Consider the following 18,505-nt stretch of genomic DNA (forward strand, 5'->3'; position numbering starts at 1 on the left):
CCCATGCCGACACGGTGGCCGGCATCATGGCGATCCCGGCCGATCCGCGGCCGTCCCGATCCCAGGAAAGCAGGCCCGTACGTGACGCCGACACATCTCTTCGACGTCGAGACGCTGCCCGTCGGCCCGTGGCGCAACGGGGGCGGCGACACGCGGGAGATCGCGTGCGAGGGGCCGGCGGGTGCGGGCGGCGACTCGGCGGACTTCGGCTGGCGGGCGAGCATCGCGACGATCGCCGCCGACGGGCCGTTCTCGCCGTTCCCGGGCGTCGACCGCACCATCACCCTCCTGGCGGGCGACGGCGTGCGCCTGATCGCAAACGGCGGCGACGCGCCCGGGACCCCACCACTCGATCATCGGCTCGACCGCCCGGGCGTGCCGTTCGCCTTCTCCGGCGACCGCACGCTCCGCGCCCGCCTGCTCGGCGACGGCGGCGCGGTCCGGGTGCTCAACATCATGACCCGGCGCGGCCGATGGACCGCCGACGTGCGGCGCATCGACACGCCCGTGCCGCTGCCCGCCGGGCACGCCGGTGTGCTGTACCTGCTGTCCGGGCGGGGAACGCACGACGGCCCCGGCCCGGCGCTGCGACCGGGGCGGGGCCTGTGGTGGACGAGCGGCGCCGCCGAGGAGGCGGCGCCGCTCGAACCCGGCTCGGTGGCGCTGTGGGCGGACATCCGCCCGGTGTAGCGCCCTCGACCGTCACCCGTGCCCGTCAGGGCATCGTGCGCAGGTGTGCCGAGATGGTGTTGGCCAGCGCGTACCCGGCGGTCGCGTCCCAGTTGACGGACCAGGTCATCGCGCCGCGGATGCCGCGCCAGGTGGTCGCGGGTCGGTAGCCGCCGCAACCGGTGCCCGACTCCAGGCAGTCCAGCGCGTTGTTCACCACGCCGGGCGAGACGTATCCGCTGCCCGCCGCGCGTCCGGTGGCCGGTACGCCGAAGGCGACCTGGTCCGGGCGCAGGCCGCCCTGGAGTTGGATGCACGCCTGCGCGGTGAGGAAGTCGACGCCGCCCTGGGCGTACAACTTCTGGTCGCAGCCGAACATGGTGCCGGAGTTGTAGTACTGCATGTGGACGATGGTCAGGATGTCCTTGATGCTCAGGGCGAGTTGGAAGTAGGCGGTCTGGGTGGTCTGCATGTCCAGGGTCTGCGGGGCCATCGTGATGATCAGCGAGGTGCCGACCTGGGCCCGGATGGCGCGCAGCGCGGTGGCCATGTAGGTGGGGCTGACCCCGTTCTCCAGGTCGATGTCCACGCCGTCGAAGCCGTATTCGCGCAGCAGCGCCGTGGCGGTGCTCGCGAACATGTCGGCGGAGGCGTTGTCGCCGACCCAGACCGCGCCCAACTCGCCGCCGACGGACAGGATGACCTTCTGTCCCCGGGCGTGCATCGCGACGATGTCCGCCTTGAGGTCGGCGTTGGTGTAGCCGCCGAGCGCGGTGGACAGGCCCGGGTCCACGCCGAACGTGATCGCGCCCCAGCGGCTGCGGTCGGCCTCGGCGAACGCCACCGCGACCAGGTTGTAGGACGTGGGCACGTCCCGCAGACGCAGGTTCGTGGAGCCGTTGACGAAGTTGTGCCAGTAGCCGGTCATCACCCGTTTGGGCAGTCCGGTCGGGTCCTGGCCGGTGGGGCCGTCCGGCGCGGTGGTGGCGGTGACGGGGGCGGAACGCGCGGACGACCCGGCGCTGTTGGTCGCGGCGACGGAGAAGGTGTAGCTGGTCTGTGGGGTGAGTCCCGGGATCTCGGCGGAGGTTTCGGCGACCGTGGCCACCTTGGTGTCGGCGCGGAAGACGTCGTACGAGGTCGCGCCGGGCACCGCGGTCCAGGACAGCGAGGCGCTGCGCGCGGTGGTGCCGGCGACGGTCAGGCCGGTGGGTACGCCCGGGATCGTGGTGGATCCGCCCGGGCCGACGAGCGAGATGTCGTCGGCGTAGTAGGCGGGCTGCCCGTACCAGCCGTTCAGGTAGATCGTGACGCTGGTGGTGCGCGCGCCGGTGTGGAACGTGGTGGTGAGCTTTTGCCAGGTGGTGGCGGAGGAGGTCCAGGTGGACACGTCGGTGGTGCCGGTGCCGCTCGCGCCGAGGTGGATGTAGGCGCCCTGGACCCAGGCGGATTGGGTGTAGTCGGAGTCGGGTTGCACGGCCACGGTCTGGCTGCAGCGGGCGTTGTCGCCGCCGGCCGGGGTGGCCTGGAGGGCGCCGGTTCCGGTGTGTACGGGGGTGGTGGTCGCGCGACCGGTGCCGCCGGAACAGGTCCAGCCGGAGAGGCCGGCCTCGAAGCCGCCGTTCACCACGAGTTCGGCGGTGCCGGCGGCGGGCGCGGACGGGGCGAGGACGAGCAGGCTCGCCGCGGCCGTCGTGGCGGCTGCGGCGAGGAGCGCGGCCCAGCGACGCGGGCCGGGTCGGGCTCGACGCGAAGTCGGGTTATCGGCAAGGGTGTTGGGGGAACGTGGGGGTGCCATGGTGGTGTGCCTCCCGTACCGGCCCGGGCGGTTTCCCGCGGGCGTGGGTGTGCGTGGAGGGTGAACCCGGATCGGCGCCGCGTCGCCTGATGGGACGTCAGGCTCCCTCGGTGCGGGACGTGCGCAGGCCGTCCGGGCGCACCCGGAGGTGCCGGGGTGCCTGTGTGCAGGACGAGTTGACCGCCGCGACGGCGGAACTGTCAATAGGTCTGGACCAATTCGGGCCGGGCGGGAGGCGGATGGGTGCCTGGAGACGGGGGCCGAAAGCGCGTGCGTACGCGGCGTCGATCACCGGAGGCGGGTCGCGGACCGGACCGAATCAGTCGAATTGGCCGGGCGCACGGCCCACTCCGGGCGGGCCGGCGTAGGACTGGGTGATGGTCAGCCAGCGGATCGCCTCGGCGCCCTCGGCGCGCACCGCGAGGTCGGCGGGGTGCCGGCGGCGGGTGACCAGGAGGCAGAAGTCGAGCAGTGGGCCGGTCACCCGCTCCGCGGCGTCCTTCGGGCCGTGGCTCCAGATGCCGCCCGGCTCGTCCGGGTCGATCAGTTCCACCCGGAACTCCCGCTCGGGTGGCCGCAGTCCGTGCACGCTGTAGGCGTAGTCCCGGGCCCGGACGCCGAGTCGGGCGATGTGGCGGAGGCGGGTGGTGGGGGTACGGAGCACGCCCAGCGTGTCGGCGATGTCCTGGGTGTGTGCCCAGGTCTCCATGATCCGGGCGCCGGCCATCGACGCCGCGCTCATCGGCGGTCCGTACCACGGCAGTCGGGCCCCGGCCGGCAGCGCCGCCAGCAGTTCCGGGACCGCGTGCCGACCGTCCCGCCAGCGGGCCAGGATGTCCTTCGGCGGTGCCGTCGCGCCGGCTTCCGCGCCTCGGTCGACGAAGCCGTCGGGGTCGGCGGCGGCCACCGCGACCGCGCCCGCGAAGGCGGTGGGATCGCTCGCGGCGAGCCGGACCTGATCGTCGGTCCAGGCCAGATGCGCGATCTGGTGCGCGATGGTCCACCCGGGCGCGGGTGTCGGCAGCGCCCACTCGGCCGCCGACAACGAGGCGACGAGCCGGTCCGACTCGGCGCCCTCCGCGCGGAGATCGTCCAGCATGGCCGCGAGATCCACCATCGATGCCGTCCTCTCGTCGCTCGCAGCGTCGCACCGCGGCGGGGTCGCGGGCAAGCACCGGGTGGGATGGCCCCGTGGCGGGGTCTGCCCGGCGGTGGCCGGATCGGCCGGATCCGCCGGGACGGCCGGGGTCGATGCGTCGGGCGGTGGTCGGCCCGGTCGCCGCGCCGGCACGCGGTCGTATGAGCGTGTCGAGGTCAGACGGTCAGGAGGATCGCGCGGGCGTCGGTGTTGAGGGTGTGGCCACCGGGGGCGGTAGCGACCGGGACCGGCCAGTGCACGTGGCCGCAGATGGTGAGGGGCGGCGGGGCGGCCCGGATGCGGGCGGTCGGCTCGACGCGGCCCGGCTGGGTGGGCGTGGCGCCGGGCGGGCCCTCGTGCAGGATCAGCACGTCGGGGGTGGCGCCGAGGACACGGTCGACGAGCGCGGTCTGCGCCTCCCCGGCCCGGCGACCCGGCCGGTTCGGGTCGCCGATGATCCGGCCCACGCCGGCGAAGCGGATCCCGCCCACGTCGACGTGCGCGCCGTCGAGCAACACGACGTGCGGGCCCGCCTCGACCAGGTCCGCCGTCGACACCTCGTCGTGGTTGCCGGCCACGCCGACCACGAACGGGCAGCCGGCCGCCGCGAACGCCCACCACACGTCCCGGACCGCACCGCTCGCGCCGCGCCGATCCGCCGCCGGCGCCGCGTACAGGTCGCCGGCCAACACCACGCCCACCCGCTCCGGCGCCGGCGCCGACCCCTCCTGCGCCCACACCGTCAGGAAGTCGGCGAGCGCGACACCCAACAGCACCGGCGACCCACCCCAGGGCGAGGGCGCGACCCCTTGGAGGTCACCGGCGACCAACACCGCGTCGCACCCCGCCGGCAGCCGATCCACCCGCAATCGCCCCACCGGCAACCGCGCCGCCTCGCTACCGCCCCCGACCCGCGCCCGGCGATACCCGACCTCGGTCACCGCCTCCACCCCACCACCCACGATCCGCATCCCCGCACGGTAGTTCCCGGGCGGGCGTCGAAGGCAGGACCCAGACTGTCGGGCATGCCGAACAACGACGGGTACGAGCCGGTTTTCCGACGCGGTCGCCTCCGGTCCCCTCAGTCCCCCTCCTCCCGCAACCGCCGCGCCCGCAGGACCAGTTCCAGTTCGAAGCGGCGATCCGGCTCGTTCATCTCGTCGCCGAGCAGGTCCCGGATCTGCCGCAGCCGGTAGCGGACCGTCTGGGCATGCACGCCCAATCGGGCCGCGATCTCCGGTGCGCCGCCCCGGGTTTCCAGCCACGCCAGCAGGGTTTCCTCCAGCCGGCGGGCGTGCGCGGGCGAACAGCTGTCCAGGGGGGCCAGGCAGCGGCGGGCCAGGTCCTCGATCAGTTCCTCGGGCGGAAGCAGCACCAACGCCTCCGTGTGCTCCGTACATCGGATCAGCCGCCCCTCGGGCAGGTGTCCGCGCTCCACCAGTCGCAGCGCCGTACACGCCCAGTGCAGCGACTTCGCGGCGTCGGCGATCGGCACCGACGGGCCGATCGCGCCCGACCAGCCCGCCATCGCCCGCCGCACCAACTCGGGGCGTCCGGCCGTGTCCGGATCGGGCAGGATCATCCGGGGCCGCTCGCACTCCATGTCCAGGAGCACGTCCCGACCCACCGCGGGCGCCACCGCGTCGGGCGCGGGGCGCAACAGCACGCCCACGGCCACCTGCTCGGGCACCGTCCAGCCGATCCGGGCGGCGTGTTCGGCCAGCGCGCTCGCGGGCTCGGTGCCGTATTCGGTGAGCAGCAGTTTGATCAACCGCTTCTGCGCCCACAGCCGTTCGCCGACCTGGCGGGCCGCGGCCTCGGCGTAGCCGTGTACGGACTGGGCGACCAGTCCGTCGAGGAACTCGAAGCCGGCCTCGGCGAGTTCGTACATCGCGGGCGGCGGGATCTCCACCCGCTGGCCGATCTCGGCCAGCCGCCGCCAGGCCAGCCGCACGCCGAGCCGGTACATCGCCTGCAACGAGTCGAGGCTGCGCCCCTGGAGAACTTCGGCGCGGCCGAACAACTCGAAGATCTCCAGGCGTTCGTGCCGCCGATCAGCGGGCGCGGCCAGGTGCTCGACGAAGTCGACGAGAGCGCGCCGGATGGCGACCAGCGCCATCGGCTCGCCCGACTCGTCCGGCACCAGCGGCACGCCGGGGTATTCGATCCGGATGTCGCGCAGGATTCCCTGCGCCAGCTCGGGTACCTCGGCCATGGCCAGATCGGCGAACCGCCGCAATTGCGGCCGGGGTACGTCCCGCCAGGCAGTGCGCACCGTCACCTCGCCCCTCCCTCGCGCCGGGCGTCCGGCGCCGTCTTCGGGGACCGCCGGCCGATGCCCGGCCGGACCCGTCTCCCGGCGTACGGGCTCGGCATCAGGGCTGCGCGGTCGGCGCCGGCGTCGGGTCGGTACGGAAGGAGACGAGCGGCGAATTGGGTTGGTCGGGGGTGGAGTTCAACGCGGCGACGATCCCGAGCCCGGCACCCACGGCGAGTGCGGCGGCGAGGACCACGGTCGACCCGGCGGCGAGCAGTCTGTGCATGCTTCGACGAGCCTCTCGATCGGAGGGCACCCCGCCCATTCCCGTGCACCGGCTCTATATCAGCACAGTGTGCGAGGTGTATTGACACTCCGTCAAGGGTGCGCCTACGGTTCCCGGCCTGGGACGGACCCGAGCCCGACCTGCGTCGGAACCCGCGCCGGAGCCGCCCAGACCCGAGACCGACGTGCACGTGCCCGAGGCCGAACGCCGTCAGGAGTGCCGGATGCGCCGCCCCACTTCGCCCCGCCCCACCTCGTCCCGCCCCTCGATCCCGTCCCTGCTCCTGCTCGGTGTGGGGGTGTTCCTGCTCGTGCTGGCCGCGATGCTGGCCTGGTACGTGGAACCACACGCCAAGCGCACCCCCGTCGACATCGACGACACCGTGGTCTTCGCCGGTAGCGGCAGCTATTTCGACACCGCCACGCTGAAGCCGGTGGACGGAAAGACGATCACCGTGACCCGCCGCGTGCTCGGCGACGTGGCGGAGGCCGAACGCAGCGGCCGCGCGGTGTGGGACGTGTCGACGACCATCGACACCCCCGAGACGCTGGCCTGGGGGGACCCGCGCCGGTCCTACCAGTGGACGCTGGCGCGCTGGGTGACCGACCGCCGCACCAACGCGCCCGTGCACTGCTGCGGCGAGACGCCGCGGATCGAGGGCGAAGCGTTCCTGAAGTTCCCGTTCGGCCTGGAGAAGCGGCAATACCGCTGGTGGGACGAGACGTTGGGGGCGGCGATCCCGCTGGAGTACGGCGGCACCACCAAGGTCCTGGGGCATCGCGGCTACCGCTTCACCGGCACGGTGCCGGACACCCGGATCGGCGTACGCCAGGTCCCGGGCGCACTGGTCGGCCTGCCCGCGCAGCCGCAGGTGCTCGCCGAGGAGTGGTACGCCAACGCGGGCGTCGAACTGGTCGTGGATCAGCGCACCGGCCGGGTGATCGACGCGAAGATCGCCCCGAGCAAGACCCTGCGCGCGCCCGGCGCGGCGACCGCCTCGGTGGTCCTGCTGAAAAGCGACCGGATCGCCTTCACCCCGCAAACCCGGCGCCACCAGGTCGACTTGGCGAAGCGGGACGACCGCAAGCTGATCGCCATCGGGTGGATCGCACCGCTCTCGGCGGCCGGCCTCGGGGTCGTACTGGTGACGCTCGGGGTGGTATTCCTGGTCCGAGGCCCGCGCCGCGCGTCCGGCGGCGCCGCGGCCGGCGGTACGGCCGACGACCGCGACCCCGAGGGCGACACCCGCCCGCTGCCCGAACGGAATGCGGAACCGGCACCACATTGACGGTTCGCGGCCTCACCGGGGAGCAAAATTGTCACCTCGGTGAGTAGCCGACCGGTGACGCGGTGGCGAAAACTACGAACTCACCCCGCACACCCCGCCCGTCCCGCAGAACCGGCACCGCCGTGCCCATCGCGGCAACCACGCAGCCCATCCCTCCCCCGGATCCGGCCCGACCCCGCGCACCGAACGCTCGCTCGCTCCAGGACCGAGAACGAGACCGAGATCGAGAACGAGTTGGAGCCCAGATGCCCCAGCACGTGCCCGCGTTGCGTGCGGTGACGCCCGTATCGCCGCGCCGACCCGTCCCGCCCACCCGCTCGTGCGACCGTTCCCCGCACCCCCACCGCATCGTCTTCCTGGCCCGCCGCGACCTGGCCAACCCCGCCGCCGGCGGCTCCGAGCTGCTGGTCGACCGGCTGGCCGACGGACTCACCGCGCACGGCCACCGGGTGACCCTGCTGTGCGGCGGCCCCGCCGCCGACCGGGACTACCGGGTGGTCTCGGCGGGCGGCGACACCGACCACTACCTGCGCGCCCGCCGGACCCTCGATCGCCGGATCGGCGGCTGCGACCTGCTGGTCGAGGTGTGCAACGGCATGCCGTACCTGACCCCGCTGTGGCATCGCGGCCCCACCGTGTGCCTGGTCAACCACGTGCACACCGACCAGTGGGCCATGCGCTTCCCGGGCCCCGCCGCCCGGATCGGCCGGCGCCTGGAGCGCTGGGGACTGGCCGGCACCCATCGGGGCAACCTGATCGTCGCGGTGTCCGGCTCGACCGCCGCCGCGCTGCGGGAGATCGGCGTACCGCCGGAGCACATCCGGGTGGTGCACAACGGCGTGGAGGAGCCCGCCCCGCCGGCGCCCACCTCGACCGAGCCGCTGTTCGTGGCCGTGGGCCGGCTGGTCGACTACAAACGCATCGATCTGCTGCTGCGGCTGTGGGAACAGGTTCGGCCGGTGACGGGCGGTCGGCTGGTGATCGTCGGCGACGGTCCCGAACGGGATCGGCTGCGTGCCGTCGCCGGGCCCGGAGTGCGCTTCACGGGCTGGGTGTCCGAGACGGAGAAGCACCGACTCCTGTGCGCGGCCTGGCTGTTGCTGCATCCCTCGCAGGTCGAGGGCTGGGGTCTGGTGGTCACCGAGGCCGCGGCGCGCGGCACGCCGGCCGTCGGCTTCGACATCCCCGGGCTGCGCGACTCGATCGACGACGGCGTCACCGGCGTACTGGCGCGCGGCGAAAGCTCGTTCGCCGCCGCGTGGTGTGCGCTGGCGCTGGCCCCGAGACGCCGCGAGGCGATGGCCCGCGCGGCGAGGCTGCGCGCCGCCCGCTACCGATGGAGCGCCACCGTCCGGCAGTTCCGGGCGGTGACCGCCGAGGCCGCCGCGTCGGGGAGCGGACGGAGCAGCCGGTGGTGATCGTGTGAAGGACCCGTCACTGCGCCGGTCGCTCGCGCTCTTTCGCGCCTTCCGGCACGAACAGAGCGACCCGGACGGCTGCTACGGGCTGCTCGCCCGGGACGCCGCCGACCAGGTCGAGCGGCACGTGCGACTGCGCGGGCGGGTGGTGGTCGATGTCGGCGGCGGCAGCGGGCATTTCACCCGCGAGTTTCGTCGGCGCGGCGCGCACGGGTACCTCTTCGAGCCCGATCCCCGGGAGTTGGCCGCACGCGGCACCCCGCCCGAGGGCGCGGTGCTGGCCGACGGCTACCTGCTGCCGCTCGCGGACGGGGTGGCCGACGTGTGCTTCTCGTCCAACGTGCTCGAACACGTCGCGGATCCGCGCACGTTCCTGAGCGAGTTGGTGCGGGTCACCCGCCCGGGCGGGTTGATCTACGTGTCCTTCACCAACTGGTACTCCCCGTGGGGCGGTCACGAGTGGGCGCCGTGGCACTACATGGGCGCCGAGCGCGCCCGCACCCGCTACGCGCGCCGCACCGGCCGCGTGCCCAAGCACATCCTGGGCGAGAACCTGTTCGCCGTACACGTCGGCCCCACCCTGCGGTATGTACGGGCCCGGCCCGACGTGGTGCTCGTCAGCGCCCGCTCCCGCTACTGGCCCTTCCTCGCCGGCACGGTCACCCGGATCCCCGGGCTGCGCGAGGTGATCACGTGGAACCTGCTCCTCATTCTTCGGCGGTGCCCGTGACGGCGCGGCCATCGCCCGACGCATCCGTCGGTCCCGCCGCCGGCTCCCCCGACGCCGGGTATCGCGCGCGCCCCGCAGGAGGCACCCGTGGCTGAGACGACCCTGTCCCTCCCTCCGGCCCGGCCGGGTCGACCGCCCGCCGCGCCGCAGGCCGTCGAACCACCGGCCGAGCGGGCGCGGCATCGGTTGTGGGTGCCGGCGTTCTGGGTGGTCGTCCTGGTCGCGTTCCTGGCCAAGTCCCCCGGCAAGACCACGTTCGAGACCAAACTCGGCGTGGCCACCGATCCCTGGGACTTCATCGGCGACCTGGGCAGCCTGTGGCACGACCGGGCCGGCTTCGGCGGCCTCGCCGACCAGTACATCGGCTACGCCTTCCCGATCCTGCCCTACTACGCGCTCGCCGACCTGGTCCGGCTGCCCGTGTGGTTGGCCGAGCGGTTGTGGTTGTCGCTGATCGTCACCGCCGCCTTCTGGGGCGCGCTGCGGCTGGCGGAGGCGCTGCGAATCGGCACCGCGCGCAGCCGGTTGCTCGGCGCGGCGACCTACGCGTTGTGGCCGACGTTCACCATCGTGATCGGCTCCACCTCGGCCGGCGTGCTGCCCGGTGCGGCGCTGCCGTGGGTGCTGCTGCCGCTGGTGTCCGACCGGCTGAGCCCTCGGCGTACGGCGGCCCGGTCCGCGGTGGTGATCCCGTTCATGGGCGGGGTCAACGCGGCCTCCACGCTGGCCGCGCTGCTCCCGGTGGGGTTGTACCTGCTCAGTCGGCCGGCCGGGCCGCGCAAGTGGCGGCTGATCGCCTGGTGGGCTCTCGGGGTGCTGCTCGCCACCGCCTGGTGGGTGATCCCGCTCATCCTGCTGGGTGTGTACGGCGAGAACTTCCTGCCGTACGTCGAACAGGCCGACACCACCACGACGACCATGTCGGCGACCGAACTGCTGCGCGGCGCGGGCAACTGGGTCGCCTATCTCGACTTCGGCGAACCGTGGCTGCCCGCCGGCCGGACGGTGGTCGCCGCCGTGGTCACCGTCGTGTGCTCCGCGTTCGCCGCCGCGCTCGGCCTGGCCGGGCTGGCCCGCCGCGACCTGCCCGAGCGGCGCTGGTTGACGCTGACCGTGCTGGTCGTGGCGGCGATCGCCCTCGCCGGGTACGCCGGTTCGTTCGGTGCGCCGTTCCACGGCACGATCCGCGACTTGCTCGACGGCCCGATCCGGCCGTTCCGCAACATCTACAAGTTCCAACCCGGACTTGCCCTGGCCCTGGTGCTCGGCCTGGCCCACCTGGTCGGCACGACCGGCGCCGCCGCCCGAGGCACCGTCCCACCGGCCCGACACGGGCTGCGCTCGGGTCGCCCCTACGCGCCGCTGATCGCCGCCGTGCTCGTCCTGCCCGGGCTGGCCTGGCCGTACCTCAACGGCACGATCCTCCAGCCCGGCGCCTTCAAGGAGTTGCCACACCATTGGCACCAGACGGCCGACTGGCTCAAGCACAACTCCGCCGACAGCCGGGCCCTGGTCGTGCCCGCCACCGCGCACGGGCTGTACACGTGGGGGTCGCCGATCGACGATCCGCTCGATCCGCTCGCCGATTCCCCGTGGGCACAGCGGGACTTCGTCCCGTTCGGCACGCCCGGGCAGCGCCGGGCGACGGACGCGATCGAGCAGGCGCTGCTCACCGGCGGTGAAGTGCCGGGCCTGCGCGACTTCTTGGTCCGCGCCGGGCTCTACAACGTGGTGGTGCGCAACGACCTCGATCCGGACCAGATCGGCTACGTGCCGCCGAACGTGGTCGAGCGCACCCTGGTCGCCTCCGGATACCACCGGGTCACCGCGTTCGGTCCGGAGATCACCGGCGGGCGCATCCCGGAGAACACCCCGGTCCAGGTACAGGGCCTGTTCAGCCGCCGGCAGGCGGTGGAGATCTACGCGCCACCCGCCGACACGCCGCGACCCGGCCGGGTCGGCACGCGCGCCGTCGCGGACACCGCGGTGCTCAGCGGCGGTTCCGAGGCGCTGCTGCAACTGTCCGCCGATCCCGGCATGCGTGACCGACCCACCGTGCTCAGCGGCGACGACCATCCCGGCATCGACCGGCCGGGGGTACAGGTGGTCGCGGACGGACTGCGGCGCGCGGACACCCGGTTCGGGCTGGTGAACAACAACACGTCGTACACCTACACCGCGACCGAGCGGAATCCGTCCGACAGCGCGCAGGCCGCCGGCGACACACCGAAGCAGATCCTGCCGACGACCGGCGCCGAGCACCAGACCACGGCGGTGTTCGCCGGCGCGAAGGCGGTGACCGCGTCCAGCAGCGGCAACTGGCTCTTCCATCTGCCGCAGTTCGACCCGGTGAACGCCTTCGACGGCGATCCGAACACCGCCTGGACCGAGGGCAGCGCGGACGGGCCGGTCGGCCAGTGGTTGCGGGTGGCCTTCACCGGGCCGATCGACCTGCCCGACACGCTGCGCCTGACGCCGCTGGCGGGCTCCGCCATGCGCGCCGCGCCGACCCGGGTGCGGGTGGAGACCGAGCGGGGTGCCAAGGAGAGTTCGCTGCAACCCGACGGCACCGCGCAGAGTGTACGGGCACCGGCGGGCCGGGCGACCTGGTTGAAGATCACCATCCTGGGCGCGCAGTCCCCACGTTCGGGCCTGTCCGGCGCCGGGTTCGCCGAGGTGTCCGTCCCGGGGGTGCAGGTCTCGCGGGTATTGCGCCTGCCCACCGACGCGGCCGGCGCCGCTGCCTCGACCCGGGTCTACTCGCTGCACCGCGACGAGGATCCCGGCGGGTTGTCCCCGGTGAACGCCGAGAACGGGCTGCGCCGACGGTTCGACACCGCCGCCGACGGCACGTTCACCGTCGACGTGCGCGCCGTCGGGGTCACCGGCGCCGAGTTGGACCGGCTCGTGCAGAACGCGGTTCCCGGCCGGCCGCCCGGGATCACGGTGACCGCCGAGTCGACGGGATACACCGGCAGTCGGCTCGACGCGCGCAATCTGGTGGACGGGGACCTGACCACCGCGTGGATCGCGGGCGATCGACCCGTGCTGCACCTGAACTGGGGGGAGCCCAGGCCCGTCGACCAGATCGTGCTCGGCGCGGCCGGCGGGTTGTCCGCGCGCCCCGAACGCGTCGAGATCTCCTCTCCCTTCGGCGCGGCCACCGCCTCGGTGGACGAGAACGGCACGGCCCGGTTCCCCTCGATCTTCACCGACCGGTTGACCATCACGATCAGCAAGGTCGCGCCGCTGACCCTGCACAACCCGCTCGCCGACCAGCGGCTGCAACTGCCCGTGGGATTGAGCGAGGTCTACATTCCGGCGGTGGCCGACCTGCGGCAGCGGCCCGCCGATCCGGGACAGACCTTCCAACTGCCGTGCGGCCGGGGCCCGACGCTGAAGGTGGACAACGTGCCACGCCAGACGAGCGTGTCGGGCACGGTGCGCGATCTGACGGAGCGTCGGAGCGTCCGGGTGCGGCTGTGCGACGGCGACGCTCCGGGAGCCACACTGTCCCTGCCCCGGGGCACGCATACGGTCGAGGCGGACAACCGGGGGCCCGTCGAGATCACCGACGTGACCCTGACCGGCGGGCAACTGCCGTCCACGAACCGGCAGTCGGCGCGTGTGGCCACCGCCGTCGACTGGAGCGGCGATCACCGGACGGTACGCGTGGGGGCGGGCGAGGCCACCTACCTCCAGATGTACGAGAACCGCAACTCCGGCTGGAAGGCCACACTCGGCGGCAAGAAGCTGCGCCCGGTCCGGATCGACGGCTGGCAGCAGGGCTGGCTGGTCCCGGCGGGCGCGGCCGGCACCGTGCGGCTCGACTACGAGCCGGGCGGGATCTACCGGGGCGGACTGATCGGCGGCGCGGTGGCCGTGGCCGCCCTGCTCGCCCTGGCGTTCGTCCGGCGGCGCGGCGAACCCACGGCCGGGGACGGTCGGTCGCCGCTCGAACCGCCCGCGCCCGGCTCGATCCTGGGCGTGGTCGCGGTGACGGCGGTGATCGTGCTGGTCGCGGGGCCGTTGGCGCTGATGGTGCTCGCGCTCGCGGTGGTGGCACGTCGATGGCAACACCTGTTGGTGCCGGTCGCGTTGGTGGCGATGGCCGGAGCGGGGATCGCGGCGGCGATCGGGGCGGGCGAGCCCGTCGGTGCCGGCGAGGGCGCGTTCGGGCCGGCCGCGCAGATCCTGGCCCTGATCGCACTGATCGCGGCGCTGGTGACGGTGGGCGAGGCGGATCGGGACAGCGGCGGCGACCCGACCCGGTGGGACCCCGCCGTCGATCCCACGCACCGGAGCACCGCGCCGACGCCGACCGGCGGAGCTACCGGGGGGCCTCCCGATCGGGAGGCCGATACGGCGGAACTGCCCACCGTGGCACAGGGCTCGCGGCGGGCCGAACCCGGGGAGGGCGATGACGCGAAGCCCGGGCACAAGAAGACCGACCCCGGGGCGACCGACCCCGACCAGTCCCACGCCGAGGAGACCGACCAACCATGAGCGCGGTGCGCCCGGCTCGGCGCGAGCACCCGGCCGAACCGGCCCCGGCCCGGATCCCGTTCCCGGTCGTCGACGAGGTGTCCCGGCAGTGTGTACGGCCGGGCGAGGCGATCTCGGTGCACATGGAGATCCGGCTGCCCGGACAACCGGATCCGGCCCGACTGCGCACCGCGTTCCGGGCCGCGCTGCGCACGCACGCCCGCGCGCTGGTTCGCGAGGCACCCGCGCCCTGGTACGCACGCCGCTACGCGTGGGAACTCACCGACGCCCCGGACGTGGAGCCGATCCGCTTCCCGCCGCCCGGGCCCGACGCACTGGCCCGGGCCCGGGCGGCGGCGCTGGCCGAGGCACCGCCGCTGGACCTGGCACCGCCGATCCGGATCGAGGTGATCCGCTCGTCGCCGAGCGCCGCCGGGTGTGTCCTGCTGTGCACGATCCACCACACCGCCCTGGACGGCCCCGCCTTCCTGCGCGTGCTGGCGACGGCGGCGGAACTCTACGGCGGCGCCGACAACGACCCGCCGGCCGCGCCGCCCACGACGGATCGGGCCGCCGCCGGCGCGCCGGCCGACGGGCCCGGCCTCGACCCCGGGAGTGCGTCGGCCCGCTCCGCCCGGGTCGCGCCGGCGCCCTCGCCCGACCCGAACCGGCACACGGGCAACGGCGTCCTGCTCGGCGAACTCCCCCTGCACGCCCGCCCGTCCGGCGCCGACCACACCGTCAACGACCGCCTCCTGGTCGCCACGTGCCTGACCATCGCGCACTGGAATCGGCTGCACGACGCACCGCTTCGACCGATCCGGATCACCATGCCCGTGGACGACCGCCCTCGCGGCCCCGACATGCCGATCGGCAACGGCACCCGCCTGGTCGACGTTTGCTTCGGGCCGCGCGAATACGCCCCGGAACACGACGGCAGGCAGGTCTCACCCCCCAGCCCCGAGTATCCGAGCCCCGACCACATCGCCGACCTGCTGCGCCGCACCGCCCGCCGCACCCGTGAACTGCGCGCCGCGCGCCGACCCCCGCTCGGTCGCGGCGCCGCCCTGCTGACCGCGCCGATACTGCCCGTCGGCGTGCGTGCCGCGTTCACCCGGGCCCTGGGCCGTGCGGTCGGACCGTGGACCTCGACCACCCTGCTCAGCAACCTCGGCCGCATCCCCTACCCACTGGACTTCGGCGACGCGGGCCGGGCAAGCGCCGTGTGGGTATCCGCGCCCACCCGGATGCCCAGGGGCCTGACCCTGACCACGACCGGCACCGCCGACCGCCTGCACGTGGGCCTGCGCTGGTCCCGAGCGCTGCTCGACGACGCGGCGGCCCGGCAGCTGTACCGCCTCCTGGACGCATACCTGGCCGCCGTCGCCGCCGCACCGAACCCGGCGCCGACCGGAAGTGGTTCGTGATGACCGCCACCCGCCCCGCCGGCCTGCGCGCGTTCTACGAGGACCCCGCCGTCCCGGTCGCCTCCGGCCCGGAACGCAGCCGCCGGCAGGCCGCCATGCTGGCCCGCGCGCTCGGCCCCGAACCGGCGCTGATCGTGGACATCGGCTGCGGCGACGGCTCGGCGGCGGCGATCGCCGGGCCGCTGCTCGCCCGCCATACGCTGGTCGGCCTCGACTGGTCCCAGGACGCGCTGCGCCGCGCCGCGCCCCGGCTCGGCCACGTGGTGCGCGGCGAACTCACCGACGGCGGACTGCCGTTGGCCGACGGCGCGGTGGACGCGGTGATGTTCGCCGAGGTGTTGGAGCACCTGGTCGACCCCGACGCCGCGCTGGACGAGCTGCGCCGGGTGCTCAAACCGCGCGGCCACCTGATGGTGTCCACCCCGAATCTGGCCGCCTGGTACAACCGGGCGCTGCTGCTCGCGGGTGTCCAGCCCATCTTCTCCGAGGTCAGCCTGCGCGGCATCCACGGCCGCCCGGGCACCGAGGTGGTGGGCCACCTGCGGCTGTACACCGCCCGGGCGCTCCGGGAGTTCCTGGTCGCGGCCGGCTTCGAGGTGGTCCGGGTCGCCGGCGCGCCCTTCCACGGCGTGCCCCGCCCGCTGCGCCCGCTGGACCGGATCGCCTGCGCCGCCCCCTCGCTCGCCTCGATCCTGCTCGTGCACGCGCGGCGGCGGTAGCCGTGTGGTGGGGCGTGGCCGCGGCGCTGCTCGCCAACCTGCTCTACAGCGGCGGATTCGTACTGGAGAAGCGGGCGTTGACCGGGCTGCCCGCGCTCACCGTCGGCCGCCCGCTGCGCACGGTCGGGCTGCTCCTGCGCAGTGCGCCGTGGCTGGTCGGCTCACTCGCCCTCGCCGCCGGATTCGCCGCCCAACTCGCCGTCTACCGCGCCCTGCCGCTCGCCGCCGCACAGGGCATCCTGGTCGCCGGCCTGGTACTGCTGCTCGTGTTGTCCTCGGTGGTACTGGGCGAGCGACCCTCCGCCCGGGAGCGTGCGGGCGTGCTTGCCGTCCTCGTCGCACTGGCGATGGTGGTCGGCTCGCTCCGGTCCTCGGACACCGTCGGCGACCACGCCCCGGTCGGCCGGCTCCTGGCCGTGTGCCTGCCGGCCCTGGTCGGGTCGGCGTGGCTGTACGCGGCGGCGGGCCGCCGGGCCCGGGATCCGGGTCGCCCGCCCGTCACCGGCGTCGAGTACGGCGTGGCGTTGGGCCTGCTGTACGGGGTGAGTTCGCTGGCGATCAAGGGCGTCTCGGGCCGGGTGGGCACGCACGACCCCGGCGGCCGGGTGCTGGAACTGCTTCGCTCGCCCTACCCGTACCTGCTCGTCGGCACCGGCGCGGCCGGTTTGGTGTTGTCCCAGACCGCGCTGCAACGGTGCCGGGCGTCGTTGATCGTGCCGGTGTGCACCGCGGTGTCCGCGCTGTTCACCGCCGTGCTCGGCAGTGTCGCCTTCGACGAGGCGCCGCCGCACGATCCGCCGCGGCTGGCGCTGCGCGTGGCCGGCACGGTGCTCGTCGGCGCCGTCCTGCTGGTCCTGCCCCGGCACGACCGAGTCCCCGTCCCGGAAGAGGAGTCGCCCGATGGAACCCGACAATCCGCTGCTTCGGATCCTGGCCTGCCCCCTGGACAAGGGGCCGTTGACCCTGCTGGCCGCGGAGGAGGCGTTGTACAACCCGAGGTTGCGCCGGCGCTATCCGATCGTGGCGGGCATCCCGCAGTTGTTGCCGTCCTCCGGCGTGCCGGTCTCCGACGACGAGCACGCGCGGATCACCCGCCGGAGCGCGCCGTGACGCTCGCCGCCCGGCTCGGTCCCCGGGTGCCGCCGAAGCTGGTCACCGCCGCCGTCGACGTGCTGTATCCGCGCTTCGAACCCGAGTTGCGCAGGCTCGCCGACTTCGTCCCGGCCGGCGGCACGGCGGTGGACGTGGGCGGGTGGTACGGGCCGTGGTCGCGGCGGTTGGCGCGGCGCGCGGACCGGGTGGTGACCGTCGAACCGGTGCCGCACCTGGCCCGGCTGCTCGCCGAGGGCGCCCCGGCCAACATGCGGGTGGTGGCCGCCGCCGCGGGCGATCGGGCCGGGGACACCGTGTCGTTGTGGTTGCCACCGGGCGACCGGGGCGATCGGGGCGTGTCGTCGCTGGTCCGCCGGGAGATCCACGACCGGGCACTGGAGGTGCCCTGCGTGCGGCTCGACGATCTGGAGCTGACCGGGGTGGTCTTCGTCAAGATCGACGTGGACGGCAGCGAATCGGCGGTACTGCGCGGGGCGGAGGAGATGTTGCGCCGCGATCATCCGGCGCTGTTCATCGAGTTGGAGACGCGCATCGGGTCGCCGGCGCCCGTGCTCGACCTGCTCGCCGAACTCGACTACGCGGGCTGGGTATTGCCGGGGCGGAACTGGTTGCCGCTGGCCGGGTTCGACCTGGCCGGGCATCAGTCCCGGACCGCGCATGTGGCGGAACGCGGTTTGTTGCGCCGGACGTTGGCCCCGTTCAGTCGCCGCTACGTCAACTCGGTGCTGTTCCTGCCGAAGTCGCGCCGGCCCGGCGACGGTTGACGCCCGCCCCCGTCACAGCAGGCCGGTGAGCACACCGGGGCCGGAGCCGGGTCCGGCGCCTCAGCGCACGTTCGGGTTGGCCGGCTCGCGCTCGGCGGTCGTGCGGACGGTGTCGGCGGCGCCGGGCGCGCTTCGTACCGCGCGGGCCGAGGTCTGCGCCGGCCGCGTCGTGTCGTCCTCGCGCATGGCCTTGGTCTCGCTCTTGAGGATGCGCATGGAGCGGCCCAACGCTCGTGCGGTATCGGGGAGTTTCCGGGATCCGAACAGGACGATCACCACGATCGCCAGGACCAGCAGGTGTCCGGGCTCCAACCCGTTGCGCAACATCGCCACTCGCCTACTTCCACGTCGCGGGCCCGACGCCGCGCCCGACGCCGGGCGGCCCGATGAGGACACCATACTTGCCGCATTGC

The 18,505-nt window shown here is 73.9% G+C and carries 16 protein-coding genes; 9 read left to right on the top strand and 7 right to left on the bottom strand.

Features of this window, described 5'->3' with window-relative positions:
• The first annotated feature begins 81 nt into the window (after window positions 1-81).
• Window positions 82-690 carry a HutD family protein gene (locus tag ACFRCG_RS00730; RefSeq protein ID WP_380027200.1) on the top strand — a complete coding sequence of 203 codons (609 nt, stop codon included), beginning with the start codon at window positions 82-84 and terminating at the stop codon, window positions 688-690.
• Window positions 691-715: 25 nt separating this feature from the next.
• On the opposite strand, the gene ACFRCG_RS00735 is transcribed toward ACFRCG_RS00730, so the two are convergent.
• The 5 genes from ACFRCG_RS00735 to ACFRCG_RS00755 form a co-directional block, all read right to left on the bottom strand.
• Window positions 716-2,467: a chitinase gene (locus tag ACFRCG_RS00735; RefSeq protein WP_380027203.1), complete on the bottom strand. Its 1,752-nt coding sequence runs from the start codon at window positions 2,465-2,467 to the stop codon at window positions 716-718.
• 319 nt (window positions 2,468-2,786) lie between these two features.
• Entirely contained in the window at window positions 2,787-3,584 is a 798-nt protein-coding gene (locus ACFRCG_RS00740) for a TIGR03084 family metal-binding protein (protein ID WP_380027205.1), read from the bottom strand.
• A gap of 197 nt (window positions 3,585-3,781) precedes the next feature.
• Window positions 3,782-4,576 carry a hypothetical protein gene (locus ACFRCG_RS00745; RefSeq protein ID WP_380027207.1) on the bottom strand — a complete coding sequence of 265 codons (795 nt, stop codon included), beginning with the start codon at window positions 4,574-4,576 and terminating at the stop codon, window positions 3,782-3,784.
• A gap of 110 nt (window positions 4,577-4,686) precedes the next feature.
• Window positions 4,687-5,886, bottom strand: a complete 1,200-nt coding sequence (locus tag ACFRCG_RS00750; protein WP_380027209.1) for a helix-turn-helix domain-containing protein — start codon at window positions 5,884-5,886, stop codon at window positions 4,687-4,689.
• A gap of 94 nt (window positions 5,887-5,980) precedes the next feature.
• Window positions 5,981-6,148, bottom strand: a complete 168-nt coding sequence (locus ACFRCG_RS00755; protein WP_380027211.1) for a hypothetical protein — start codon at window positions 6,146-6,148, stop codon at window positions 5,981-5,983.
• Between the two features lie 223 nt (window positions 6,149-6,371).
• Between ACFRCG_RS00755 and ACFRCG_RS00760 the strand changes: the two genes are divergently transcribed.
• The 6 genes from ACFRCG_RS00760 (at window position 6,372) to ACFRCG_RS00785 (ending at window position 16,215) form a co-directional block, all read left to right on the top strand.
• Window positions 6,372-7,436, top strand: a complete 1,065-nt coding sequence (locus ACFRCG_RS00760; RefSeq protein WP_380027212.1) for a DUF3068 domain-containing protein — start codon at window positions 6,372-6,374, stop codon at window positions 7,434-7,436.
• Between the two features lie 245 nt (window positions 7,437-7,681).
• Complete coding sequence (locus ACFRCG_RS00765; protein ID WP_380027214.1) at window positions 7,682-8,854, top strand: glycosyltransferase family 4 protein; 1,173 nt, start codon at window positions 7,682-7,684, stop codon at window positions 8,852-8,854.
• Window positions 8,855-8,858: 4 nt separating this feature from the next.
• On the top strand, window positions 8,859-9,584 hold the full coding sequence (locus ACFRCG_RS00770) for a class I SAM-dependent methyltransferase (protein ID WP_380027216.1): 726 nt from the start codon (window positions 8,859-8,861) through the stop codon (window positions 9,582-9,584).
• An 87-nt stretch (window positions 9,585-9,671) separates the two neighbouring features.
• The gene (locus ACFRCG_RS00775; protein WP_380027218.1) at window positions 9,672-14,090 is read left to right on the top strand and encodes an alpha-(1->3)-arabinofuranosyltransferase family protein; all 4,419 of its coding nucleotides are present in this window, start codon (window positions 9,672-9,674) and stop codon (window positions 14,088-14,090) included.
• A complete protein-coding gene (locus ACFRCG_RS00780) occupies window positions 14,087-15,496 on the top strand; it encodes a condensation protein (RefSeq protein WP_380027220.1) in 1,410 nt (469 codons plus the stop codon). Before ACFRCG_RS00775 ends, ACFRCG_RS00780 begins: the two co-directional genes overlap by 4 nt.
• Window positions 15,496-16,215 carry a class I SAM-dependent methyltransferase gene (locus ACFRCG_RS00785; protein ID WP_380027223.1) on the top strand — a complete coding sequence of 240 codons (720 nt, stop codon included), beginning with the start codon at window positions 15,496-15,498 and terminating at the stop codon, window positions 16,213-16,215. The genes ACFRCG_RS00780 and ACFRCG_RS00785 overlap by 1 nt, the downstream gene beginning before the upstream one ends.
• Before the next feature lie 161 nt (window positions 16,216-16,376).
• Here the strand turns inward: ACFRCG_RS00785 and ACFRCG_RS00790 are convergent, their stop codons facing one another.
• On the bottom strand, window positions 16,377-17,081 hold the full coding sequence (locus tag ACFRCG_RS00790; protein ID WP_380027226.1) for a hypothetical protein: 705 nt from the start codon (window positions 17,079-17,081) through the stop codon (window positions 16,377-16,379).
• A 34-nt stretch (window positions 17,082-17,115) separates the two neighbouring features.
• On the opposite strand from ACFRCG_RS00790, the gene ACFRCG_RS00795 reads away from it, so the two are divergent.
• A complete protein-coding gene (locus ACFRCG_RS00795) occupies window positions 17,116-17,325 on the top strand; it encodes a Trm112 family protein (RefSeq protein ID WP_380027228.1) in 210 nt (69 codons plus the stop codon).
• Window positions 17,322-18,092 (top strand): FkbM family methyltransferase, encoded by a 771-nt coding sequence (locus ACFRCG_RS00800; RefSeq protein WP_380027230.1) that lies wholly within the window; start codon window positions 17,322-17,324, stop codon window positions 18,090-18,092. Before ACFRCG_RS00795 ends, ACFRCG_RS00800 begins: the two co-directional genes overlap by 4 nt.
• Before the next feature lie 60 nt (window positions 18,093-18,152).
• On the opposite strand, the gene tatA is transcribed toward ACFRCG_RS00800, so the two are convergent.
• Entirely contained in the window at window positions 18,153-18,419 is a 267-nt protein-coding gene (gene tatA, locus ACFRCG_RS00805; protein WP_380027232.1) for a Sec-independent protein translocase subunit TatA, read from the bottom strand.
• Window positions 18,420-18,505 lie beyond the last annotated feature (86 nt).

Origin of the sequence: Embleya sp. NPDC056575 (assembly GCF_042793325.1) — a bacterium.
Lineage (GTDB): Bacteria > Actinomycetota > Actinomycetes > Streptomycetales > Streptomycetaceae > Embleya.